We start from the raw sequence: 25,604 nt of genomic DNA, 5'->3' as shown, positions 1-25,604 counted from the left end.
TCTATTCTCCTTATGCTTCAACCATTGGAATACGATCTTCTGAACGCTCTGCATCATTCAAAGGGCGAATCTGATCGCGAACGTTAGTAAATTGAATATGTGGATCAGCTTGTTGATCTGCACTGGCATTAATATAAGTTTGGAAGCGTTTACGGATTTCAGGATCTTCAACTGCAGTACGCCATTCATCCTGATAAGTTCCTACGACGTGGCTCATACGGCGTTCAAGCTCTTCAGCCAATCCTAATGAATCATTGACGATGACCGATTTCAGATAGTCCAGACCACCTTCCATATTGTCACGCCATACGCTGGTACGTTGTAAACGATCTGCGGTTTGGATATAGAACATAAAGAAACGGTCGATATAACGAATCAGGGTTTCGGTATCAAGGTCAGAAGCCAATAATTCGGCATGGCGCGGTTTCATTCCACCATTCCCACACACATACAGATTCCAACCTTTTTCTGTGGCAATCACACCCACATCTTTGCCCTGTGCCTCAGCACATTCACGGGTACAACCTGAAACTGCCATTTTCAATTTATGTGGAGAACGTAAGCCTTTATAACGATTTTCCAGTTCAATCGCCAAACCCACAGAATCATCTACACCATAACGACACCATGTACTACCCACACATGATTTCACAGTACGCAATGATTTGCCGTAGGCATGACCCGACTCAAAACCTGCTGCGTTGAGTTCTTCCCAAATAAACGGTAATTGATGAATTTGTGCGCCAAATAAATCAACACGCTGACCGCCTGTGATTTTGGTATACAGGTTGTATTTTTTGGCGATTTGACCGACGGCGATTAAACCATCTGGTGTGACTTCACCGCCTGCCATACGGGGGACGACAGAATAAGAACCATCTTTTTGAATATTACCCAGATAATAATCGTTACTGTCCTGTAGACCTGCATGACTTGGTTTTAGTACAAAGTCATTCCAGCATGAGGCTAAGATATTTGCAGCAGTCGGTTTACAAATATCACAGCCTAAACCATGACCATGTTGCTGGATCAAATCATCAAAAGTCTTGATTTCATTGACACGAACCAAGTGATACAACTCTTGGCGCGAGTATGGAAAATGTTCACAAATGTGGTTATTGACGGTTACGCCTTGACGTTGTAACTCAGATTTTAACACTTGAGTCACTAGGGGCGCACATCCACCACAAGCCGTTGCAGCTTTGGTACATTTTTTCAAAGCACCCAAAGAGGTTGAACCGTCAGCAATTGCCTGACAAATATCAGCTTTAGAGACGTTGTTACATGAACAGATGGTGGCGCTATCTGGCAATAAATCCACACCACTACCACCTGCTTTTGCACCTGAATCGGCAAAACCCGGCATGATCAAACTTTCAGGCATTTCTGGAAGTGTTAAACCATTCAGCATCATTTGCAGCAGATCATTATATTCTTTGGCGTCACCAACTAAGACTGCGCCCAATAACTTGGTTTTGTCTGCATCAACCACGATTTTTTTATAAATCAAGGCATCTTCGTCAGCATAAAAATAGCTGAGTGAATTAGGCGTCATGCCATGTGCATCACCCACCGATGCCACATCGACGCCCATCAACTTCAACTTGGTGCTCATATCTGCACCAGCAAAGCAATGAGTTTCTTCCGCCAAAATATGTTTTGCTGCAATCCGTGCCATGTCATAGCCCGGTGCAACTAGACCAAAGATTTTATTGTCCCAAAGCGCACATTCACCAATCGCATAAATATTGTCATCTGAGGTTTGGCAATAATCATTGATTTTAATCCCGCCACGTTCGCCAATCGCCAATCCACTTAAACGCGCCAGTTCATCACGCGGACGAATCCCCGCAGAAAATAAAATAATGTCGGTTTCAAGCTCGCTACCATCGGCAAACTTCATGATGTGATGATGTGTTGTACCATCTTCAATACATTGAGTGGCTTTTTGGGTATGAACTTTTACTCCAAGATTTTCAATTTTACGACGTAATACTTTACCACCTAAGTCATCAATTTGTACCGCCATCAAACGTGGTGCAAACTCGACCACATGAGTTTCCAAATTTAAATCTCGTAAGGCTTTGGCAGCTTCTAAACCCAGCAAACCACCGCCGATTACCACGCCTGATTTGGAATTTAAGCTTGCAGCTCGGATTGCATCCAAATCTTCAATGGTACGATAAACAAAACAGTTTTGACGATCATTGCCCGAAATTGGCGGTACAAAGGCATAAGAACCAGTTGCTAAAACCAATTTATCGTAGTGAATCACATCACCCAAATTGGTGGTAATGGTTTGTTCAGCAGCATCAATAGCAACAGCTTTAGTATTGAGTCGTAAATCGATACCATGTGCATCGGCAAAGTCAAAACGTGCCAATGATAAGTCCTTCGCTGATTTTCCTGAGAAGTATTCAGTCAAATGTACGCGGTCATAGGCAATACGTGGTTCTTCAGCAAGAATAGTAATTTCTAATTCGTCATCTGCTTTTTCTAAAATGGCTTCGATGAATTTGTGGCCGACCATACCGTGACCAATCATAACGAGTTTCATGGGCTGTCTCCTGAGAATGATGTCAAATTTGTTTGAAATGCTTTAAGAAGCAAGGTTGTTACGTTCAAGAACGGCCTGTTCAAATAGGCGTTGTTCTTTGACCTTATGCTCAGTCGAGAAACGAATCAGCATCACAAACCCTGCGGCAATAACCACCAAGCCACCCAGCACCATCAAACAGGTTTGAATATCCAACATTCCTTTAAGTAGAAAACCTGCTGCAACCGCACCCACATTGCCACCTGCACCAATAATTCCAGCTACACCACCTAAAGCGTCACGATCTATAAATGGGACTAAGGCATAGGTTGCACCACAAGCCATGTGTGTAAATAAAGCAAATACTGTCATCGCGATAATCGCCAGCATCGCGCTATTCATTTGAGAGAATAAAATCAGAAATAACCCTTCACCTAAAATCATCACAAATAACACTTTCGTACGACCATCCAGACCTTTTCTAAGAGCAACTTTATCTGAGACAATCCCACCCAAAGCACGTGCAAATAAAGCCAGCAAACCAAAGATCCCTGCGGCAAAACCAGCCTCTTTTAGACTAAAGCTAAAGTTATTGACGTAATACATCGCGATAATGTTGTGAATGAAAATTTCAATACCGAAACAAGCAGCGTAGGCACCAAATAAAATCCAGACCCGATAGTTACGTGCTGCATGCATCAAAATTGCCACACCGCCTTTTTTATCACTTCCAATTTGAACACCTTGCGCACGCAGTTCGGCAAAATTACCTTGGGGTGCATCTTGTGTAAGTTTCCAGTACAAAATACCGACGATCACCATCATAATGCCAGGTACTAACAGCGCAATTCTCCAGCCCATTGCTTGCTCGACGCCGAACATCACTAAAGCCGAGAGCAATAATGGCATAATCGCTTGAGTTGCACCGCCGCCTGCATTTCCCCAACCCGCAGAAGCCGCATTGGCTGTACCAACAACATTCGGTGCAAACATAATACTGGTATGATATTGAGTGATGACGAAACTTGCGCCAATGGCACCAATTAGTAAGCGGAAGAATAAAAAGGATTCATAACTATTGGATGCGGCAACACCAAACACAGGAATACTGCCGATCAATAACAAAGCAGTATAGGTTTTACGTGGTCCGTATTTATCACATAAAGGCCCTACAATTAAGCGCACTAAAATCGTAATTGCGACGGCGGCAATATTGATATTGGCAATCTGGTCTTTGGTCAGATGAAATTCACCTGCAATGACTGGCATAAGCGGTGCGCAAGCGAACCAAGCAAAAAAGCAGACAAAAAAAGCGAGCCAACTCATATGGAAGGCTCGCATCGCTGGAACACTAAAATTGAATAGGTTTATTTTAGTCGCTTTTTTTGCTGTTAAATCTAAATTTGAAGACATCGCCTTCTCTCCTGAACTGAACGTAATATGGGCTGTACAGCTAATGCTGCATTGGCAATCGATCAGAACGGACGTCGTTGGCCGTCTTACAAATTTTCAATTTGAGTCGTCTTTGACTCATTAAAGATATAGCAAGTGTTGTGCCAATTTCAAAAAATAAGATATAAATAGTTTTAAGAATTTGAAATATATAAACAAAACTTAAATTTTTAAACTCTGAATTACGTTAAACTCAAAAGTTTAATAATTTCATTAAGTAGATTGTGTCTCAGATTATTGCATCAAAATGATTCTGTTTTGCGCTATAAAAGGTCAAAGTGATTTAAAAACTATATAAAATTGTTTTTAAATCGCTTCTTTTATGTATGGCATCGATTTTGCTAACAATTTTTTAATCTATTTCGCTTACAATATGTTAAGCGATCAATCTTCATATTCGATATCTTATGTCAAAACTAAAAATTGCACTGATTGATGATGATTTTGAACGTGCTGAATTTGTTCAGCAGAATTTACGTGCGCATGATTTTGATGTGGTTGCCTGTTTAACACTTGAACACATAAACGACTTCCAACTTGAACAATTACAAGCCGATGTGATTCTTCTGGACATGGATCATCCACATCGTGATTTGATCGAGAGTTGCGTCAGTCATTTTGATTTGCCTACTGTTCTATTTACCAAAAATACCCATAAAGATACGATCAAACAGGCGATTGCAGCAGGTGTAACCGCATATATTGTAGATGGTATTGATCCTGCTCGTTTAGACACTATTTTAGAAATTTCGATCGAACAATATAAAAAACATAAGCAGCTTGAAAGTGATCTTAAAGAAACCAAACTTAAATTGGCAGATCGCAAAGATATTGAAAAAGCCAAAGTATTATTAATGCAATTACATCATCTTGCTGAAGATACAGCTTTTCAGTTACTCAGGAAAAATGCCATGAGTCATCGTATTACGATGGGCGATATGGCACGACGGTTGATTGATGCGCAACAATTACTTCACCACCCATTGAAGGAGGATTGAATGAACCTGCTTGAAAAAACCAAAATCCAGCTCGGTTATATTCCTCTTTTGGACTGTATTGCACTACTTTGGGCCAAACAACGCGGTTTTTTTGAAGAATTTGGCTTGGATGTGACACTGGTCAAAGAAGCATCATGGGCAAGTTTACGGGATCGTCTCGCTTTTGGGGTATTGGATGCAGCACATTGTTTATCAGCCATGTTGCCTGCCGCTGCTATTGCGGATGACCAAATTGGCATACCACTCAAAACACCTTTGGTTTTAAGTATTAATCGTGCATATATCAGTTTAAGTCAAAGTTTAAGTTATACCCTTTCTATTCAAAATACTGATTCTGCTCAAATCACAGCGCAAAAGTTAGTAAAGCATATACATCAACAACAATCTGTCGCCTTAGCACATGTATTTAAGCACTCGATTCATCATTATTGTCTACGCGAATGGCTGGCTTTAGCTGATGAAAACTTGGCTCATGACATTATGTTGAAAACGCTGCCACCGCCTTATTTGGTAGAAGCCCTTTCATCTGGTCATATTGAAGGTTTCTGTGTTGGAGAACCCTGGAACACACAAGGTGAAATAGAAGGTGTTAGTCAAATTGTCGCATCAAGTCGCGACATTATTCCTGCTATTGCTGATAAAGTTTTAGCCGTGACTGAAGAATGGGCACTTAAATATCCAAATAGCTTAACAGCACTGACTGCCGCCGTGATTAAAGCACAAAAAGAGTTGGAAACTTTAGAAAATTTTGAACCCGTTTGGCAGATGTTAAACGAATTTAATATTATCCGTTTTGAATGTTCACCACAGGTTCATGTCCATCAGTATTATGCCATTGAATCCATTATTCGACATTTTGTAGAAAGCTCAGCTTCACCTAATATTGAACACTTTGTCTGGCTTTTTGAACAAATGTACAAATGGAATCATCCAGTGAATGATTCAACGGTGGATCAGTCATTGATTAAACAATTTAGTCAAAAGTGTATCGATGATGCAACCTTTCAACGAGCACTTGCATATATTTAAAATTTAGTCTTGCTCTAAATGCAGTAATAAAATCCGTCGCATTTCATTGATTGCAGAAGTGGTCATTTGTACATAATGATCACCGCGAATAATTTTTTCTGAGCTAGCACCTTCTAGATGTGAACTGCGATACGGCACGATGCCGTCATTCATAAATGAAGGTAATTCTGAATGCGCTACATTACCCATAATAGAATGATACTTGACTGACTGTGCAGGCATTACATTTTGAGTGAGAAGCATAAAATCTGAATTTTCACTGAGATTACTTGCTCCATTTTCAATTAAGCCTCGATGCCGTACTGTTTTGGTTTTATCCAGTAAAGAATCCGATTGTACATTTTCAAAAAATTCGTTGGGAATTTTGATGATATTCCGTGCTAAACGGGTGAACCAACGATCTGCATAATTTGTTCCACGATGTGGAGCCGCAATAAAAATCGCACGAGAAAAGTTTGGAATTGCTTTAAAGACAAATCGCTCACGAATCACTGGATGCTGATTCAACATAGCAGATTGTGATTTGGACATTTTGGCAATCGCGGCATCCGAAATATCTTGATTACTCACCAATAATCGACTGATCACGCCGCCCATACTGTGCCCGATCAGCACAGCATGTTGTACAGGAGGATTATTTATCTCAATATTTTGAAAGGCTTGTGTCAATAAGGTATAAATTTGATAGCGACTTTCAAAAATCGGCATATTGGTTGAATAAAAAATCTGCCAGACTTGATAGTGATCACGAAGCTCCTGATCGCCCATAATATCATTGGTTAAAGAAACCCAAGCCTCTGGACTGCTGGCTAAACCATGAATAAAAACAATCACTTTTTTATTTGGATTGTATGGTTCCAGCATATATAAATGTGGCATTAACAAGTCATTTTCTTTATTAAGTAATGTCCAATAACCTGCTTTACCCAAATGATTTTGCGCGAGCCAATAGCCAAATGGCGCAGAATAATTTGCTGTTAACGTATAATCTGCCTGATTCACCTCTACTTGATGATAGAGATAAGGATCGATCAAGCGAATTTTAAAGTTAGTATTTTGAGTATCGTAAGCAATACGTTCATCTTCAGGCACCATCAAAGCGCTCAATGGCAATACTTTGGGAGCATGAATATTAGGAGAAAGTGAGTTTTGATAAAACGAAACTGGATCTAAAATAAAACCGTTATTTTTATAATGTTCTGCAAATTCAATCACAAATTCCGCACCTAAACCATCTGTACGGTTTACGGTATGAAAACCTGAAAAATTCATATTATAGCTAGATTTTAGTTTCGCAATACGATGATCTTTTAGATGTGGAAACTGTGAGGTATCAATTTTGTATTGGTGACCTGCAATCGAAATGCTATCAGGAATATAGCTTTGTGGATGAAGCTCAGAATATCGAGACAATAATCTTGAAAGTGCAACATTGTAAAAAATACGAACCTGATTCTGACGATAATCAAAAGCACGATGTGAAGGTGTGTTTGTAGATGCAAATAAATAATGATAGCTATGCCTTAAACTTTGATCAAGATAGCGCAATTCTTGATCACTACATTGAGATGCTTTTGTCAGCTGACATTGCGACTCTAATTCAAGCGCTTTTGCTAAATAAAGCTCACTTAACGCCGCATGGTAGGCATCTTTATCATTCGAGTGAATGCCCTCGACTGCTTTTAAGCACTGATCAAATTCCGCCAAACATTTTTTTTGATTAAAATTCGTCAAGTAAATAATGTTCGCCGTTGCCGAACTTAAATGCTGACTAGTTAATATACTCGTCATCTTATCATCTAAAGACTGACTCAGTTGATTTTCACGTAATTGAACCAACTGACAGCTTGAACTTATCATTGTCACTATGACAAAACTTATTTTAGCTAGATGAATCACACAGTCACGCATGCTTTTTTCCCCAAATCAGCGCGAGTTTATGAAATGGATGCTGGATTAACGTTGTAAAAACTCGGGTCCAAATTGATCATAAAGCTCAAGATCAAGATTTGAACTTTTGATTGTCTGACCAAAATTTAAAGGATCTAAATATGCGCAAGTTTTTCATAACGTTCAATACTTAAATCATCTGCCTGAATCTGTGGCGTTCGATTTGAGATCAAATCGGCTAAAAGTTTGGCAGAACCGCAAGACATCGTCCAGCCAAGTGTACCGTGCCCAGTATTTGTAAATAAATTGGAATATTTAGTTTTGCCTACAATGGGTGTGCCATCTGGTGTTGCAGGTCGCAGTCCTGTCCAGAAACTTGCCTGATCCAAATCACTGGCATACGGAAATAATTGATGTAAAACCATCTTGAGCGTATCTTCACGCGAAGTATCCAAAGAACGATCAAAACCATTAATTTCTGCCATACCACCTACGCGAATACGATCGTCAAAACGGGTTAAAGCGATTTTATAACTCTCATCTAAAATGGTCGAGACTGGAGACATAGCTGCATCAATGATGGGCGTGGTAATCGAATAGCCTTTAAGTGGATAAACAGGCGCAAAAATCCCAATCTGTTTTAGCATTTCATGACTATAACTTCCGAGAGCCATCACATAGGCATCGCCTTTGATTCTTTGACCATTTTGCAAAACAACTGCACTAATTTGATCAGCGTCTTTTTCAAGATAATCTATGCTGTGGTTAAACAAAAACTGTACGCCTTGCTTTTGCGCAAGTTCTGCCAGCTCTACAGTGAATTTTTGACAATCACCTGTTTGATCATTAGGTAAACGCAACCCACCAACAAAATCAACGGTTGCTTTGGCTAATGCAGGCTCAGCCTGAATCACGCCCAGTTTATCCAACAATTGATAAGGTACACCTTCTTCTTTCAGGACTTGAGTATCTTTTTCGGCCGAATCTAATTGCTGTTGTTTTCTAAAGAGTTGTAATGTTCCCAACTGGCGCTCATCAAAATGGATGCCTGTTTCATGACGTAACTCATCCAAACAGTCACGGCTATATTCTGAAATTCTGACCATGCGTTCTTTATTAATTTGATAACGATGGATATTACACTCCGCCAGCATCCGTACCATCCAGTGATACTGGTACATATCCCCTGTGATTTTAATCGTTAATGGTGCATGATGCTGAAACATCCATTTAAATGCTTTTAGTGGCACACCCGGCGCAGCCCACGGTGAGGCATATCCTGGTGAAATTTGTCCTGCATTGGCAAAGCTGGTTTCCAAAGCTACGCCCGGCTGTCGGTCAATCACGGTGACTTCATGCCCTGCCTGTTTCAAATAATATGCGGAAGTAGTTCCAATAACGCCTGCACCTAACACGATAATATGCATACAAGGCCTGCTTTTTTATCAATTGAATGGAATCAGTTGTTCTATATTTTAATAAGTAAAAGGCAATAAAATGGTTAAAGTTTAAATATAGAATATTTTTAAATTAATTCTGAATAAAGCAGATGACAAGCCGTGTTGTGTGAACGCTTGTCAATCATGATTACAATTCAGTTTCTTATTTAGATAGCTTACAAGACGTGTTGTGATGCCAGTATCAAACGTGCTAGTTCTAAATCATCTGTATAAGTGATTTTGATATTATCTGAGCGTCCTTGTACCACATCGACTGAAATACCTGCATGCTCAAGTGCACTGGCTTCATCTGTGATATTGATGCCACCATTTAATGCTTTTTCAATGGCATCACGAAGCACACCCAGTTTCGCCATTTGTGGTGTTTGGGCTTGCCATAAATGATCACGACTCACCGTGTTTTGAATATGTTGATCACTCACAAACTTTAAAGTGTCACGTACAGGAATTGCCAAGATAGCAGCAGTATCACGCTCAACACAGTAATCTGCCAATTCTTTTAAATTTTCAGCACTTACACATGGACGTGCAGCATCATGCACCAAGACATAATCATCATCCGATGCAATCTGAGCCAAATAACGCAAAGCATTTAAAACGGAATGCACACGCTCAGCACCGCCCAGACAAAAATGTGCTTTTTCAGATGCAGCGAAATTTAAATTTTTAGCCACCGTATCTTGTGCACCAATCGCCAATACATAGCCTTGTAAAGGTAATGCATTCAGTCGATCAATCGTATGCTCAAGTACCGTTTGATCTTGAATCGTTTGATATTGTTTAAGCTCAGTTTTAGAAAAACGACTTCCTGAACCCGCAGCAGGAATCACTGCCCACAATTTAATCTGGGACATCTGGACTTGGTGGGGTTTCATTGGTTTCCATGTCGACTTTGGCATTTGGATCAATATAAATCGGTTTGTAATGGGTACTGATGGTACTCATTTGTACAAAAGTCTCACGAGGCTTAATCAGACCTAAATCCAAACGCGCATGTTCCTCAATGGCTTCACTACCATTTTTAAGATCAAACACTTCTGCCGCTAAAATACGGTTTCTTTCTTTCAATTCTTCGTTTATTTCAGCTTGTTGTGTAATTTGCTGACGTAAAGTTTGGTGAGCAAAGTAACCACCTTCTCCCCACCAGAAACTGTACTGAAAACACGCCACCAAAACGATGGCGAGTAACAGTATCAATTTGCTCGAAGTCGATTTAAATACTTCTAACATAGCATCCAAAGATTAGTTTAAACCCTTGAACTCAGCTTTACCGCGATATGCAGCATGAGTCAATTCTTCAATACGAAGTAATTGGTTATATTTTGCTACACGGTCAGAACGGCAAAGTGAACCAGTCTTGATTTGACCAGCTGCGGTACCCACTGCCAAATCAGCAATGGTTGAATCTTCTGTTTCACCAGAACGATGTGAAATCACGGTGCTATAGCCATTCGCTTTAGCAAGATAGATCGCATCTAAAGTTTCAGTCAAAGTACCAATTTGGTTATATTTGATCAGGATTGAATTACCCACTTTCTCATCAATACCACGTTGTAAAATCTTTGGATTTGTAACGAATAAATCGTCACCCACCAATTGGATTTTATCACCCAAAATCGAAGTTAAATAGCTCCAACCTTCCCAGTCAGATTCATCTAAACCATCTTCGATCGAGATAATTGGATATTGATTTACAAGACCTGCTAAATAGTCAGAGAACTGGTTGCTTGTGAATGCTTTATTGCCTTCCCCTGCAAGAATATATTGACCATTTTTGTAGAATTCAGACGATGCACAGTCAAGTGCAAGCATAATGTCAGAACCTGCTTTGTAACCCGTTTGACCAATTGCTTCAAGAATCACCGTGATGGCTTCTTCATTTGAACGCAAGTTCGGAGCAAAACCACCTTCATCACCTACAGCAGTGTTTAAACCTTTTTTGTTTAAAACTGATTTTAAGGAATGAAAGATTTCAGCACCCGCACGTAATGCTTCAGCAAATGAAGTGAAACCCACTGGCTCAATCATAAACTCTTGAATATCAACGTTGTTGTCTGCATGTGAACCACCATTGATGATGTTCATCATTGGTACAGGCATAGTCAAAGTAGTTTGACCACGTAAATCTGCGATATATTGGAAAAGAGGAATTTTCTTTTCAGTAGCAGCCGCGCGTGCAGCAGCCAAAGAAACTGCTAAAGTTGCGTTAGCGCCTAATTTTTCTTTGTTTTCAGTACCATCAAGCGTGATCATCGTGTTATCGATGTCTTTTTGTTCAAATACTGATTTACCCACTAAAGCGTCACGGATAATCGTATTTACGTTATTCACCGCAGTTTTAACGCCTTTGCCTAAATAACGTGCTTTATCACCGTCACGTAGTTCTAAAGCTTCACGAGAACCAGTTGAAGCACCAGATGGTGCACATGCACGGCCAACAACGCCAGATTCTAAAATGACATCAGCCTCGATGGTTGGGTTACCACGAGAGTCCAAAATTTCACGTGCACGAATGTCAACGATTTGGCTCATGAACAATTCCTCGGTTAAATGAATATGAAATAAGTGATTTACAGCTTAAACGACAATAAAAATATGATTGTCATCAATCGATCTACATGTAAAAAACTTAGTGGGTGTCTAATTTTTTGAAACCTTTTACTAAGGTATCCAATTCTTTAATTTGTGCTAAAAATGGCTCTAGTTGCGATAAACGTAAAGCTGATGGTCCATCACATTTGGCAACGTCTGGATCAGGATGCGCTTCCAAAAACAAACCAGCCAAACCTGTTGCCATGCCTGCACGTGCTAAAGTCGTGATTTGTGCACGACGACCACCCGCAGAATCAGAACGACCACCTGGGGTTTGCAAAGCGTGGGTGACATCGAAAAACACAGGGACATTCATCTCTTTCATGATGTCAAAGCCCAACATATCGACAACCAGATTGTTATAACCAAATGCTGAACCACGTTCACACAAAATCAGCTTGTCATTTCCTGCTTCAAGACATTTATGCAAAATATGACGCATTTCATGTGGGGCAAGAAACTGGGCTTTTTTAATATTAATAATGGCTTGAGTTTTTGCCATCGCTTCAACCAGATCAGTTTGACGACTTAAAAATGCAGGCAACTGGATAATATCAGCAACTTCAGCAACTGGTGCAGCCTGATATGGTTCATGCACATCGGTAATAATCGGCACATTAAACTGTTTTTTAATTTCACCTAACCATTCAATACCTTTCTCTAGCCCTGGACCACGAAATGAATGCAGGCTAGAACGATTGGCTTTATCAAAGCTGGCTTTAAATACATAAGGAATATCAAGACGTTTGCAGATATCGATATAGGTTTCTGCAATTTCAAAGGCTAAGTCTTTTGATTCTAATACGTTCATACCGCCGAATAATACAAATGGCAAATGATTTGCCATTTGTATATCGCCTAAACGTACAATTTCTTGTGGTTTTAATTGTGACATTTAAACTTCCTAGTTCATGCGTCGATTACTTGCTCTTTTGATACTGTTTTTTCGCAGCATCAATAAAGCTTGCAAATAATGGATGTCCATCGCGAGGTGAACTTGTAAACTCCGGATGGAATTGTACAGCAATAAACCAAGGATGTTCAGGAATTTCCACTGTTTCTACCAAATGTTGTGCGGTTGAATAACCCGAAATCTTCATACCTGCTTTTTCAAGTGGCTCAATGAAACGGTTATTCATTTCATAACGATGGCGATGACGTTCAGTAATTTCAGCTTTACCATACACTTCACGTGTTTTGGTGCCTTCGACCAACTCGGATTTTTGTGCGCCTAAACGCATCGTTCCACCCAAATCCGACTCAAGACTACGTTGCTGTAATTCACCACGTTCATCTAACCACTCGGTAATCAAACCAATCACTGGGAATTTAGTGGTGCGATTAAACTCAGTTGAAGTTGCATCGGCCATACCTGCTACATGGCGGGCATATTCCACCACTGCAAGTTGCATACCCAAACAAATCCCTAAAAATGGAACTTGTTTTTCACGTGCATATTGAATGGCTTTCATTTTGCCTTCAGTTCCACGCTCACCAAAACCACCAGGAACTAATATTGCATCAGCGCTGTCCAATACAGACGTGTCTAAATCTTCAAATTTTTCAGCATCAACATAGTCAATCTGAACTTTGACACGATTTTGAATACCCGCATGCAATAAAGCTTCATTGACCGATTTATAAGCATCTGGAAGCTCAACATATTTACCCACCATTGCTACACGAACCGTGTATTCAGGGTTAAATAATGCTTCACACACCTGATCCCAATCCGTCAGATCTGCTTCAGGTAATTCATTAAAACCAAAACGTTCACAGATTAAATCGTCAACATTTTGCTCATAGAAATCACGTGGAATCTGGTAAATGGTTTTTGCATCTTTACATACGACAACTGCACGTGCTTCAACATTAGTAAACAGTGCGATTTTACGTTTGGTGTCGGCGTCGACATCGTGTTCAGTACGACAGATCAAAATATCTGGTTGAATACCAATAGACAACAACTCTTTTACAGAATGCTGTGTTGGCTTGGTCTTAAGTTCAGCAGCAGATTTAATATAAGGAAGCAATGTCAAATGCATCAACATCGTGCGCTTATGACCCAGCTCAACCATCAACTGACGTACAGATTCCATAAAAGGAAGTGATTCGATATCACCCACAGTACCGCCAATTTCAACAATGGCGACGTCATAGCCTTCACCTGCGGCTAATACGCGCTCTTTAATATTGTCGGTAATATGTGGAATCACTTGTACCGTACCACCAAGATAATCACCACGACGTTCTTTATTTAAAACATCTTGGTAAACTCGGCCACTGGTAAAATTGTTCAATTTGGTCATTTTCGCACGACGTAGGAAACGTTCGTAATAACCCAAATCTAGGTCAGTTTCGGCACCATCCTCTGTGACAAAAACTTCACCATGCTGGAAGGGACTCATTGTTCCCGGATCGACATTAATGTATGGATCCATTTTTACCATGGTCACTTTTAAACCACGGGCTTCTAAAAGTGCAGCAACTGAAGCAGCTGAAATACCTTTACCTAGTGATGAAACCACACCACCAGTCACGAAAATAAAATGGGTCATTGAGTTTCTCGTACAATCGAGCCTAAATCGGCCTACAATGTTGGGCAATTTTACTTTACTCTGTACCTATAAAGCAAAGTCAATCCGCCGCAATTCATAGAACAATAAACAATTGGCTATTCTATCAGCATTTTCGATAAAAAATTAGGTGGCATGACTAGGATTTTCAATCTTATATTTGCTGTTATAATGACTCCACCTCGATTAAGCATAGATTTGTGCAAGTATGAATAAGAAACTTTTAATTTGTGGCGCGATTGCGACAGGTCTCCTTTTAACTGCATGTGTTAAAAAAGAACCACCTAAAGAAGAAGAGCAAGAACAAGTGGAGACCACTACTCAGGAGCAACAACCTACTGAGTTTAAATCGCTTGATAGTGCAGAAACTCAACAAGACATTCCAACTCAGGTTCAAGTAGAACGTGAAGAAACACCAAATACGACCACAGAAGTGCGCCGTGAAGTTTCATCACCATCTACTACAAATGATTCAGCTGATCATCGTTATGAATATCCACAATCAGAACCTGCAAAAAAAGAACAAGTGAAAACCGAATCAGTCAAACCAACCACTGAGCAAACAGCTTCAACTAAATCAAGCAGCAATAATAGCTCTCAAAGTGAAGATGATGCAGTTGCAGCAGCAATTGCAGCAGCTACACCTGCATTAAAAAACTAAGTTTTAATGCCGCATAAAAAGCAGATAAGGATGACTTATCTGCTTTTTTATTGTGCTCAATCTATAAACAATATTGAATCTAATAGTTTTTCAAAAAATCTGCCATGAGTCGTGCCGCCCAAGATCGCGTACCCAATCCCTCATAAAAACCACAATGACTGCCTTTTTTGGTAGTAATGACGGCAATATTGTCCATTTTCTGAATGACATCTTTATAGGGTTCTAAATTTTTAATTGAACACACAGGATCATCTTCTGCATTTAAAATGATCAATGGGATTTTCACATTTTCAAATACATAAATTGGATTGATGGCCTGACAATAGCTCTGATAATCCTCAAAGCCTGCCATTTCAAAATACTCTTTTTCGAATTCTTCAAGATTCGTGGTTGCCAACACCTTTTTGAGTGAAGCCGTTTGACTCCATGTCTGTTGATAAGGATCAATAAAATATTTAAATAATTTTTTGGTCATTATCTTGCTGTAAAAAGGATGAACATTTTTAAAGCCAATTTCAGTGTTATAACCCGGACACATGGCAAATGCCGCCTTAAATGGCGTATTTAAACCTTGCTCACCCAGATAACGCACCAAAAGCCCTGTCCCTGCGGAAGATCCCACGGCGTATAAGTTTGAGTCTGGAAATAAACGTTGGATATGCAACAGTTGCTCTTTCAAATCAGGGGTTGATCCAAACAATGAAATCTGCGGCACAGGCATAGCTAAACCGGCGTGACCACGTCGTAAACATAGTGCTATTCGCCAGCCTGTATATTCGTGCAAATCTTTGACCAATTCGCGCATGCTTTCAGGTGTTCCTGTAATGGTATGCATGATCACTATGGTTGGGGTTTCAGGTGGAAGATCATAACCGTACCAAGCAATTGCGGTAATGCCGCCATCTTGCATCGTGAGTTGATCAATCCGATCATAATTTAACTTTATGGTTTTCTTTTTAATGAGATCAAAATAAAGTAAATGAACATGGTTGTTACTCAACCACGGCGTAGGTCGATATTTTTGCTTTAGTTGAGGAAGCCTTCCTAAAACATCCTTAATCGTTCCATTCGGGTCATAATAGATTTTAGGTTGTTCAGCGCCAACAACCGAGTCAAATAATTCTGAACCCAAAATTTTGATTCTGTTTAAAATCGATAGACCCATATTCGATAACACCTTTGTCAATGAGTGAAATAGTTGTCGCAGTACTGTACAACCTTAACCATATTGCTTAAATTTTCTCACCCCAATGAACTCAATACTGTGTGGTCAATGATGGTATTGCCTTACAACTCTTAAGCGATATTGATATTAGATCGTTTAAAAGTTGCTTAGGCTATTTCATTCTTTAACTGGCTTGATACTTGGCAAATCGTTCACCCATTTTTTCCGCCAAAGCGGTCAAACCACTTTTTGGACGAATCATCACTTCAAAATCAACGATTTGACCTTGTTCATTAAAGCGAATCATATCAATGCCTTTTAATGATTTTCCACTGACATTGGCACTAAACTCAAGTACAACATTTAAACCATCTTCAGTATAAAACTCACGGTGATAAGTAAAATCTTCAAAAACCTGAATCACATTGGTCAAAATAAAATAAACCACTTGTTGCCCTTCGTAAGGCTGATAAGCAACAGGTGAACGAAACACGACATCTTCAGCCAATAGATCATTTAAATCTGATAAATCACCTGACTTGACCATGTGATGCCATTTTTCCAAAGTTTGTTTTGTAGTTTCAATTGTCATTGCATTTTCCTTGTCACTTAAAAAAGTAAAGAGCATTTTTGAAAAATACTCTTTATGATCCATTTACAGCTTCGCAGCTAACTCAGCACCTTGACGAATTGCACGTTTAGCATCTAGCTCACCCGCCTCTTTGGCACCACCAATGAGATGTACAGTTTTGCCACTTTGATGCAATGCATCATACATGGCGGTATAAGATTCCTGTCCTGCACAAATCACCACATGATCTACAGCCAAAGTCATTGCTTTGTCACCGACCAAAATGTGTAAACCTTCATCGTCTATTTTCTGATAATGCGCACCTGCAATCATTTTGACATTGCGATGTTTTAAACCTGTACGATGAATCCAGCCTGTAGTTTTACCTAAATTTGCACCCACAGAAGAATCTTTACGCTGTAATAAAAAAACTTCGCGTTCAGATGGCTCTAACTCGGGTTGTTTTAAACCACCCACGTGCGCATAAGTGGTGTCGATTCCCCATTCATCATAGAATTTTTCAGGATTCACACTGGCACTTTCGCCATGTTGTGTCAGATATTCAGCAGTATCAAAACCAATACCACCAGCTCCTATAATGGCAACACGTTGCCCTACAGGCACTCTCTCACGTAACACTTGGATATAACTCAATACTTTAGGATGATCGATTCCATCAATTTGGAGTTGACGCGGTGTTACCCCAGTTGCAACCACGATGTCATCAAATTGCGAATTGACCAGTTCATCAAACGTCGCAGTATGATTTAATACCAGTTGAATATTGGGTTGAAGTTCAATTTGACGCTTAAAATAACGCAAGGTTTCGTAAAACTCTTCTTTACCAGGAATGGTTTTAGCAATGTTAAATTGTCCACCAATTTGATGACTGGCTTCAAAAACTTTAACCTGATGTCCACGACTGGCGGCATAAACAGCAAAACTCAAACCTGCTGGACCTGCACCAATCACAGCGATTTGTTTTTTGGCTGATGCTTCTTTAAAAATCAGCTCTGTTTCATAGCAAGCGCGTGGATTGACCAAGCAAGTTGCTGTACGCATAGAAAAAATATGATCCAGACAGGCCTGATTACACCCAATACAAGTATTAATTTCATCACTACGCCCTTCTTTTGCTTTTAACACAAATTCAGAGTCAGCCAGCATTGGACGCGCCATTGAAATCATATCTGCATGACCTTGAGCCAAGACATGCTCTGCCATTTCAGGGGTATTGATACGGTTTGAAGTAATAAGCGGAACTTTAACCACACCTTTTAATTTTTCTGTCACCCATGTAAATGCAGCACGAGGAACTTTGGTCGCAATGGTTGGAATACGTGCTTCGTGCCAGCCAATACCCGTATTAATAATCGTTGCACCTGCTTTCTCGATTTCTTTGGCAAGTTGAATCACTTCTTCAAGCGTTGAACCGCCTTCAACCAAATCTAACATTGATAAACGGTAAATAATGATAAAGTTTTCACCCACTTCCGCGCGAGTACGTTTTACGATTTCGATCGGAAAACGAATACGATTTTCATAGCTTCCGCCCCATTCATCATCACGGTGATTAGTACGTTGCGCAATAAATTCATTGATGAGATAACCTTCTGACCCCATGATTTCAACACCGTCATAGCCTGCATATTGAGCAAGTTTGGCGCAGTTCACAAAATCAAAAATCGTTTGTTCTACTTCAGCAGAACTCAAAGCTTTCGGTTTAACCGGATTGATTGGAGCCTGCATGGCTGAAGGCGCAACATTTTCAGGCTGATAAGAATAACGACCTGTATGTAAAATTTGCATAGCGATTTTACCACCTGCGTCATGTACCGCCTGTGTAATGACTTTATGATGTTCAGCCTCTTCAATGCTATCTAGCTTAGAACCACCCGCAAAAGTCACACCGTCATCATTAGGTGAAATACCGCCCGTCACAATCAAGCCAACTTCGCCTTTGGCGCGTTCTGCATAAAATGCAGCCATGCGTTCATATCCACCTGGCACTTCTTCTAAGCCCACATGCATGGAACCCATTAAGACACGATTTTTTAAAGTGGTAAAACCCAAATCCAATGGGGCTAATAAATGCGGATATGACGACATAAAAACTCCTTCGCTTGCTATTCTGGCTTGCTTTATGCAATTTGTTGCATAAACTTATAATCAAATTTTATTTTTTATGCAACATATTGCATAATCCTATCAGTCACAAAATGTTATGGATTGCCATGTCACTGTCGCACGTTTTACTCACCAGCTTACTGGAAAAACCAAGTACAGGTTTTGAATTGGCACGTCGTTTTGACCGTTCCATGGGTTTTTTCTGGAATGCGAGTCATCAACAAATTTATCGTGAACTCAATAATATGTTGGGAAAAGGCTGGATTTCGACCATTGAAGAAGAAAGTGAACATAGCCGTAAAAAAACCTATCAGGTTGAACAGCCTGGACGAGTTGAACTGGCAGATTGGTTGATTCAAAAAAGTGAGCCTGCCCAACTACGTGAAGATCTGATGGTTCGACTTCGTGCCGAAGCACAATTAGGCGGAAATCAAATTCTGCTAGAACTGGAACGTCATCTATTCTTACATAAAAATAAACTTGAAATTTACCAAAATATGTATGAAAAAGACTTTAAGGATCAGAAGGAACAAGACCGAGTCTTATTTATTCATAAAAAAATACTCGAACTTGGGATAAACTTGGAAAAAGGCTGGATTGACTGGTTGGAGGATGTTATTCCACAGCTTCAACAATTTGAGAACAGTTAAATTATTTTGATACGAGGAATAAAACATGCCTTTTCATACCATGCCTGATCAGGAACAGTTATTTGTACGCCGTATTGGACGTGGAGAACCTGTTGTCGTTTTATCAGGACTCGGTATGGTCAGTTGGCAATGGCTTCCTTTTATTTTCACAAACTTAAATAAATACGAGTTTATTATTCCAGATTGGCGCGGTTTTGGTCGCTCTAAAAACTGTGCGATTCCCCAAGAATTAGATGCTATTTCTAGTCATTGGCGAGATGTTGAGACATTAATACAACAATTAAATCTTCAGCAATTTATTCTAATCGGCTACTCAATGGGTGCGACCACAGCAATGCATGGTATGCAACATGGCAATCTGGCACAGCAGCTAAAAGCATATTTACACATCGATCAGACACCCAAAATTACAGTCGACGAATCATGGCAATTTGGTCTTTTTGGTGAAAAACATCAAGATTTTAAATTTTTGCTGACTGCACTTGATGATTTATTGAATCAATACCCGAATGTGCTTGATTTAAATGACTTACCTTTTTTACAACGACAGCAATTGGTACAACTGTGGTCAGAATTTATTGAACTACAAAGCAGCAATAAATATAGCCCAATGGTCTTTAAACTCGCATTAAACAAACCGCCCTTGCAAAAATATCTGCTCCCTATCCAGCGGATTGACTACTTACACTGGTATGTAAAAAATTACTTGAATCATCAAGAAGATTATCGTCAAGCAATTGCTCAACTTGAATGTCCAACCACCTTTTTTATTGGTAAAAATTCATCTTTATATCCTGTAACAGGTCAAACCATTATTGCCAAAAGCGTTAAAAAGTCCCAACCTATTTATTTTAAACGTTCAGGTCATACGCCTTTACTCACAGAACCCAAAAAGTTTAGTCAAGAAATTCGTAATTTTCTAAATCGGCTCGAAGCTTTATAAAGAACACTTAGCTTCAAATCTTTCATAAAGCAGCTTGAGCAACCCTGATTAAAATCACTCAAACGATTGATCATGACAAGGTGAGCATTAATTTAAGCAGACAACATGATGCTTTATTATTCAAATAATGATCGATTCAACTAAAGCATTACAAACAACTCAATTTATTGTTTTATAGAGTTTATTTTTATGAATATTACCATATTTTTTAGATCACCGGATAAATTGTAATTTATTACTATAGAACCAAGCTTTGCAACAGGAGTATCCTAAATCGTCGTTTATATTTTTTAGTTTTATTAAGGGCAAAAGCTTTGGCAACAAAGCAAATGATTAGGAATAAATGGACATAGGATATTTATATGAGCGAAGTCGTTTATACCAAAGAAGAGAAGAAAAAACGTGTACTAGGGATTGTAGGTGCTTCCTCTGGTAATTTAGTTGAATGGTTCGATTTTTATATCTATGCAGTTTTTGCGATGTATTTTCAGCATGCATTAACAGCGCCAGATATGAACTCCACTGCACAGGGAATTTATGTGTGGGGTGTATTCGCAGCAAGTTTCTTTATGCGCCCCATTGGTAGTTGGTTATTTGGACGGATTGCAGATAAACATGGTCGAAAACAGTCGATGGTAATTTCGATTGCTTTAATGGCTGTCAGTTCCTTTCTTTTTGCATTATTACCCACTTATGAACAAGTCGGTATGGTTGCACCATTTCTATTACTCATGGTTCGACTCTTACAAGGTTTATCGGTGGGTGGTGAATATGGTGCTGTTGCAACCTACATGAGTGAAATTGCACTCAAAGGTCACCGTGGCTTTTATGCTTCTTTCCAATATGTGACGCTTTCAGGTGGTCAATTATTAGCGAGCTTGGTAGGTGTCATTTTACTGGCCTTTATGAGCGAGCAACAACTCATGGATGGTGGCTGGCGTATTCCTTTTGTGATCGGTGGTATTGCCGCCATTATTTCGTTATTAGCTCGAAGTAAACTCGAAGAAACGCTTTCCCACGAAGACAGTGAAAAGAAAGAATCAGGTTCTTTACGTGAACTGTTCAAAAAGCATTGGGCAACGTTCTTATTGGTCGTGGGTTATACCTCAGCAGGTTCATTGACTTTTTACGTCCTTACTGTTTATTCAAAAACCTACATTACCAGCTTAGGCATTGACGGTAAGACCGTTGGCTACATGATGACCTGTGCCCTGTTTGTTTACATGATTGCACAACCTTTATTTGGAGCAATCTCAGACCGAATTGGTCGCCGTGCATCAATGTTGGCTTTTAGTGCAGGCAGTGCAATTTTGATCTATCCCGTGATGGTCATTGCCATGCGACACTTTAGTTACTCCCCTGTGATCGTGACTTTACTGCTCATCTTCTTGATGATGTTCCTCAGTTTCTACACCTCGATCAGTGGCTTGATTAAGGCTGAAATGTTCCCGCCGCATGTTCGTGCATTGGGTGTTGGTTTCTCTTATGCAGTGGCCAATGCAATCTTTGGCGGTTCAGCCCCTGCGGTTGCATTACAATTTAAACAGGCTGGCGTTGAAAATGAGTTCTTCATTTATGTGATTGTGATGTTGATTATCTGTTTCTTGTGTAGTTTTAGGCTGCCAAAAGAACCTGAATACTTACATCATGACAAGTAAGTAATTTGATCATTTTAAATATCCGCCAAAAGTGGCGGATTTTTTTCGGTATATCATCTTGTGACTTGTCGATCGATTCATTTGCTTATACCTTTATATAGTGAAGTAAATAAGATGCGGCGAAGCAAAATGAAAAAATTAGTGGTTTTCTCTGGTGCAGGCATGAGCGCAGAAAGTGGCATTAGCACTTTTCGTGACAGCAATGGACTCTGGGAAAATTATCGAATCGAAGATGTTGCAACGCCCGAAGCATGGCAACGTCATCCTGAAATCGTTCAACGCTTTTATAATGAACGGCGAAAAACAATCATTAATGCCGAACCCAATATTGCTCATCAATATATTGCCAAGCTTGAGCAAGATTATAACGTTCAGATCATTACACAAAATATTGACGATTTACATGAACGTGCAGGCTCAAGCCAAGTTCTACATTTACATGGTAATATTCGTTTAGCCAAAAGTTCTGGGCCAACCGCACAATTTACTCAAGACTTTTATCCCATAGAAGGTTGGCAACTGGATTTAGAACGTCATCAATGTCCTGAAGGTTATCCGCTTCGTCCGCACGTGGTCTGGTTTGGTGAAGCGGTTCCTGCTTATAATGAAGCAATTCAACTGTTACAAAATGCCGATATTTTTATTGTGATCGGTTCAACTTTAACTGTTTATCCCGTTGCAGGACTGATCCATGAAATTCCAACTCACTGCGACGCTTTTTATATCGATCCACAAGCGGATTACTCAAGAGTACCTTCCCAATATCATTTAATTAAAAAAACTGCATCTGAAGGGATGAAACAACTTTTTGAACAACTCAAGCAGGATTAATTTTTAGATTTGATTGAAAATTACAGGCCATTTTTACTTTTAAATGATTCATTCGTCTATTTTTGCATCACAATAAAGTTACAAGATTGATCATTCAATCAGCATTTTGCTTAAAATATATTCCACTTTTGCTTATTTGATCATCTATTCTAAAAACAGAATCAAGATAAAATTTCTAATTAATTGAAATATAAAAGATATTAAATAATATTTTTGCACAAGATATTTTTACACAAAATTACATAAAATATACTTAAAATTAACAGTTATTATTTTGGCATCCGTGTTTGAATCAACGCCTTATTTTTAGGCAACCAAATTTTTTGTTTGGACTGGTTGATTACTCGCGTAAATGCACATATGGATATAGGTCCCACACATGAATTCTATCAATCCAACCATTATCACGTTTATATTCTACATCGTGGCAATGGTCTGTATTGGTCTCTACGCTTACAGAGCCACAAGAGACTTTTCAGATTATATTTTAGGTGGACGAAGCCTCGGTAGTTTCGTCACTGCATTATCGGCTGGCGCATCAGACATGAGTGGCTGGTTACTCATGGGCTTACCTGGCGCGATTTATTTGTCTGGGCTTTCAGAAGCTTGGATCGCCATTGGTTTGATTATTGGTGCTTGGCTCAACTGGTTATTTGTTGCGGGTCGCTTACGTGTGCATACCGAAGTCCAGTCAAATGCGCTCACACTGCCAGATTATTTTACCAATCGTTTTCATGACACCAAAAAATTATTACGTGTCTCTTCTGCCCTCATCATTTTGATTTTCTTCTCAATTTACTGTGCTTCAGGCATGGTCGCTGGGGCGCGTTTGTTTGAAACCATTTTTGGTATGGATTATCACACCGCTTTATGGGTCAGTGCGATTGCAACCATCAGCTATGTATGTATCGGCGGCTTCCTCGCCATCAGCTGGACGGATACCTTTCAGGCTGGCATGATGTTTTTTGCCTTGATGCTCACCCCGATCTTTGCGTATCTGGCGATTGGTGATGGTCAACAACATGTTTCTCAGCTGATCAATGAAGCACGTCCACATGCATACAACATGCTGTCTGGCGTGAGTTTTATTGCGATTATCTCTGCAACTGCATGGGGCTTAGGCTATTTTGGTCAGCCACATATTTTGGTGCGGTTCATGGCCGCCGATTCGGTTAAATCTATTCCCGCCGCACGTCGTATTGGCATGTCATGGATGATTTTATGTCTGGGTGGCGCAGTAGGTGCTGGTTTCTTTGGTATCGCATTTTTCCAATTGCACCCAGAACTTGCAGGCAAAGTTAGCGGCAATTCAGAATTGGTGTTTATGGAACTGGCCCAGATCCTATTTAATCCATGGGTTGCTGGAATTATCATGGCAGGAATCTTATCTGCGGTGATGAGTACCTTGAGCTGTCAGCTTCTGGTCTGTTCAAGTACCCTGACTGAAGATTTTTATAAATCTTTTCTGCGTAAAAATGCATCGCAAAAAGAGCTGGTTTGGGTCGGTCGTTTAATGGTACTTGCCATTTCGGTCTTTGCGATCTGGTTAGCCAGTAATCCTGAAAGTAAGGTACTGGGCTTGGTTGCCTATGCATGGGCTGGTTTTGGCGCTGCCTTTGGTCCGCTGATTATTTTATCACTGTTCTGGAAACGTATGACTTTAAACGGTGCTTTAGCAGGCATGATCGTCGGTGCAGTCGTCGTCATTGGCTGGAAAAATCTGTTCGCTTCAACAGGGATTTACGAGATTATTCCGGGCTTCGTTTTAGCAACCATCACCATTATCGTGGTAAGCCTGTTAGGTAAACAACCCGGCAAAGAAGTTACTGATCGTTTTGAAGAAGCAGATCGTTTGTATCATGCATCAAAATAATTACTAAAAAATTTATTTTTTAAAATCAGGGACTTTACGAAGTCCCTTTTTTTATATTGCGCTTGGGTAATTTAATTTTTGAGGTTTCTTTGACCACTTGCATCACAGGATAACTCCGCGTTTCCTTGACACCAGGAAGTTGCCATAAAATCTCTCCTGCAAACTTACGGTATTCTTCCATATTGGCACTACGCACTTTCATCAGAAAATCAAAACCACCACTGGTCATATGACATTCTACAATCTCAGGATACTCCGCCACCGCCTCAATGAATTCATTCAAACCGTTCGCTGTGGTCTTATCGAGCAAAACTTCGACAAAGACTAAAAAACTGGCATGCAGCTTCTCTGCGTTTAATTTCGCCTCGTATCCAATGATAAATTGTTCTTTGGTCAGCTTTTGGACCCGAGCCATGACAGCCGTTGCAGAAAGATTGACTTCTTCAGCCAATTTTGTATTTGAAATCTTTCCATCTTCTTGAAGAATATCAAGAATTTTTAAATCCACACGATCTAGCGACATAAATAAGCCCCAAAACAAAATATTTCACTAAAAAATGCCCATATTATAGTGAGTTATTCGGTAATTATT

General features: G+C 39.7%; 21 protein-coding genes. 8 read left to right on the top strand and 13 right to left on the bottom strand.

Going from position 1 to position 25,604, the window contains the following annotated elements; translation table 11 throughout:
- Window positions 1-10: 10 nt before the first annotated feature.
- Both nirB and EGS47_RS14965 read right to left on the bottom strand, forming a co-directional pair.
- Window positions 11-2,557, bottom strand: coding sequence for a nitrite reductase large subunit NirB (nirB, locus tag EGS47_RS14970; protein WP_119686681.1), 2,547 nt, complete (start codon window positions 2,555-2,557; stop codon window positions 11-13).
- A gap of 42 nt (window positions 2,558-2,599) precedes the next feature.
- Window positions 2,600-3,949 carry an MFS transporter gene (locus EGS47_RS14965; RefSeq protein ID WP_004987861.1) on the bottom strand — a complete coding sequence of 450 codons (1,350 nt, stop codon included), beginning with the start codon at window positions 3,947-3,949 and terminating at the stop codon, window positions 2,600-2,602.
- Between the two features lie 446 nt (window positions 3,950-4,395).
- On the opposite strand from EGS47_RS14965, the gene EGS47_RS14960 reads away from it, so the two are divergent.
- Window positions 4,396-4,986 (top strand): ANTAR domain-containing response regulator, encoded by a 591-nt coding sequence (locus EGS47_RS14960; RefSeq protein WP_044433284.1) that lies wholly within the window; start codon window positions 4,396-4,398, stop codon window positions 4,984-4,986.
- On the top strand, window positions 4,987-6,015 hold the full coding sequence (locus EGS47_RS14955; protein ID WP_119686680.1) for an ABC transporter substrate-binding protein: 1,029 nt from the start codon (window positions 4,987-4,989) through the stop codon (window positions 6,013-6,015). It begins immediately after the preceding gene.
- 3 nt (window positions 6,016-6,018) lie between these two features.
- Here the strand turns inward: EGS47_RS14955 and EGS47_RS14950 are convergent, their stop codons facing one another.
- The 7 genes from EGS47_RS14950 to EGS47_RS14920 form a co-directional block, all read right to left on the bottom strand.
- Entirely contained in the window at window positions 6,019-7,926 is a 1,908-nt protein-coding gene (locus EGS47_RS14950) for an esterase/lipase family protein (RefSeq protein ID WP_005004493.1), read from the bottom strand.
- Window positions 7,927-8,060: 134 nt separating this feature from the next.
- Complete coding sequence (locus EGS47_RS14945) at window positions 8,061-9,332, bottom strand: D-amino acid dehydrogenase (RefSeq protein ID WP_005004494.1); 1,272 nt, start codon at window positions 9,330-9,332, stop codon at window positions 8,061-8,063.
- Between the two features lie 188 nt (window positions 9,333-9,520).
- Window positions 9,521-10,240 (bottom strand): 2-C-methyl-D-erythritol 4-phosphate cytidylyltransferase, encoded by a 720-nt coding sequence (gene ispD, locus EGS47_RS14940; protein WP_005004499.1) that lies wholly within the window; start codon window positions 10,238-10,240, stop codon window positions 9,521-9,523.
- Window positions 10,206-10,595, bottom strand: a complete 390-nt coding sequence (ftsB, locus tag EGS47_RS14935) for a cell division protein FtsB (protein WP_005004500.1) — start codon at window positions 10,593-10,595, stop codon at window positions 10,206-10,208. The genes ispD and ftsB overlap by 35 nt, the downstream gene beginning before the upstream one ends.
- A gap of 12 nt (window positions 10,596-10,607) precedes the next feature.
- On the bottom strand, window positions 10,608-11,897 hold the full coding sequence (gene eno, locus EGS47_RS14930; protein ID WP_004987883.1) for a phosphopyruvate hydratase: 1,290 nt from the start codon (window positions 11,895-11,897) through the stop codon (window positions 10,608-10,610).
- Between the two features lie 97 nt (window positions 11,898-11,994).
- A complete protein-coding gene (gene kdsA / locus EGS47_RS14925; RefSeq protein ID WP_005004502.1) occupies window positions 11,995-12,852 on the bottom strand; it encodes a 3-deoxy-8-phosphooctulonate synthase in 858 nt (285 codons plus the stop codon).
- A gap of 25 nt (window positions 12,853-12,877) precedes the next feature.
- The gene (locus EGS47_RS14920) at window positions 12,878-14,515 is read right to left on the bottom strand and encodes a CTP synthase (RefSeq protein ID WP_005004504.1); all 1,638 of its coding nucleotides are present in this window, start codon (window positions 14,513-14,515) and stop codon (window positions 12,878-12,880) included.
- A 226-nt stretch (window positions 14,516-14,741) separates the two neighbouring features.
- On the opposite strand from EGS47_RS14920, the gene EGS47_RS14915 reads away from it, so the two are divergent.
- Complete coding sequence (locus EGS47_RS14915) at window positions 14,742-15,194, top strand: hypothetical protein (RefSeq protein WP_005004507.1); 453 nt, start codon at window positions 14,742-14,744, stop codon at window positions 15,192-15,194.
- Window positions 15,195-15,273: 79 nt separating this feature from the next.
- Here the strand turns inward: EGS47_RS14915 and EGS47_RS14910 are convergent, their stop codons facing one another.
- The 3 genes from EGS47_RS14910 to EGS47_RS14900 form a co-directional block, all read right to left on the bottom strand.
- On the bottom strand, window positions 15,274-16,359 hold the full coding sequence (locus EGS47_RS14910; RefSeq protein ID WP_005004508.1) for a YheT family hydrolase: 1,086 nt from the start codon (window positions 16,357-16,359) through the stop codon (window positions 15,274-15,276).
- 184 nt (window positions 16,360-16,543) lie between these two features.
- The gene (locus EGS47_RS14905; RefSeq protein ID WP_119686692.1) at window positions 16,544-16,951 is read right to left on the bottom strand and encodes a nuclear transport factor 2 family protein; all 408 of its coding nucleotides are present in this window, start codon (window positions 16,949-16,951) and stop codon (window positions 16,544-16,546) included.
- A gap of 63 nt (window positions 16,952-17,014) precedes the next feature.
- Window positions 17,015-19,039 carry an NADPH-dependent 2,4-dienoyl-CoA reductase gene (locus EGS47_RS14900; protein ID WP_119686678.1) on the bottom strand — a complete coding sequence of 675 codons (2,025 nt, stop codon included), beginning with the start codon at window positions 19,037-19,039 and terminating at the stop codon, window positions 17,015-17,017.
- Window positions 19,040-19,164: 125 nt separating this feature from the next.
- Between EGS47_RS14900 and EGS47_RS14895 the strand changes: the two genes are divergently transcribed.
- The 5 genes from EGS47_RS14895 (at window position 19,165) to putP (ending at window position 25,012) form a co-directional block, all read left to right on the top strand.
- Window positions 19,165-19,707 carry a PadR family transcriptional regulator gene (locus tag EGS47_RS14895; protein WP_004987904.1) on the top strand — a complete coding sequence of 181 codons (543 nt, stop codon included), beginning with the start codon at window positions 19,165-19,167 and terminating at the stop codon, window positions 19,705-19,707.
- Window positions 19,708-19,732: 25 nt separating this feature from the next.
- The gene (locus EGS47_RS14890; protein ID WP_005004510.1) at window positions 19,733-20,650 is read left to right on the top strand and encodes an alpha/beta fold hydrolase; all 918 of its coding nucleotides are present in this window, start codon (window positions 19,733-19,735) and stop codon (window positions 20,648-20,650) included.
- Between the two features lie 362 nt (window positions 20,651-21,012).
- Entirely contained in the window at window positions 21,013-22,308 is a 1,296-nt protein-coding gene (locus EGS47_RS14885; RefSeq protein ID WP_004987908.1) for an MFS transporter, read from the top strand.
- Window positions 22,309-22,437: 129 nt separating this feature from the next.
- Window positions 22,438-23,139: an SIR2 family NAD-dependent protein deacylase gene (locus tag EGS47_RS14880; protein ID WP_125269757.1), complete on the top strand. Its 702-nt coding sequence runs from the start codon at window positions 22,438-22,440 to the stop codon at window positions 23,137-23,139.
- 379 nt (window positions 23,140-23,518) lie between these two features.
- Complete coding sequence (gene putP, locus EGS47_RS14875; RefSeq protein ID WP_004987912.1) at window positions 23,519-25,012, top strand: sodium/proline symporter PutP; 1,494 nt, start codon at window positions 23,519-23,521, stop codon at window positions 25,010-25,012.
- A gap of 34 nt (window positions 25,013-25,046) precedes the next feature.
- On the opposite strand, the gene EGS47_RS14870 is transcribed toward putP, so the two are convergent.
- A complete protein-coding gene (locus EGS47_RS14870) occupies window positions 25,047-25,535 on the bottom strand; it encodes an Lrp/AsnC ligand binding domain-containing protein (RefSeq protein WP_004998069.1) in 489 nt (162 codons plus the stop codon).
- Between the last annotated feature and the right edge of the window lie 69 nt (window positions 25,536-25,604).

Origin of the sequence: Acinetobacter sp. FDAARGOS_515 (assembly GCF_003938865.1) — a bacterium.
GTDB classification, from domain to species: Bacteria; Pseudomonadota; Gammaproteobacteria; order Pseudomonadales; family Moraxellaceae; genus Acinetobacter; species Acinetobacter ursingii.
This window is presented reverse-complemented; position numbering and strand designations above follow the sequence as displayed.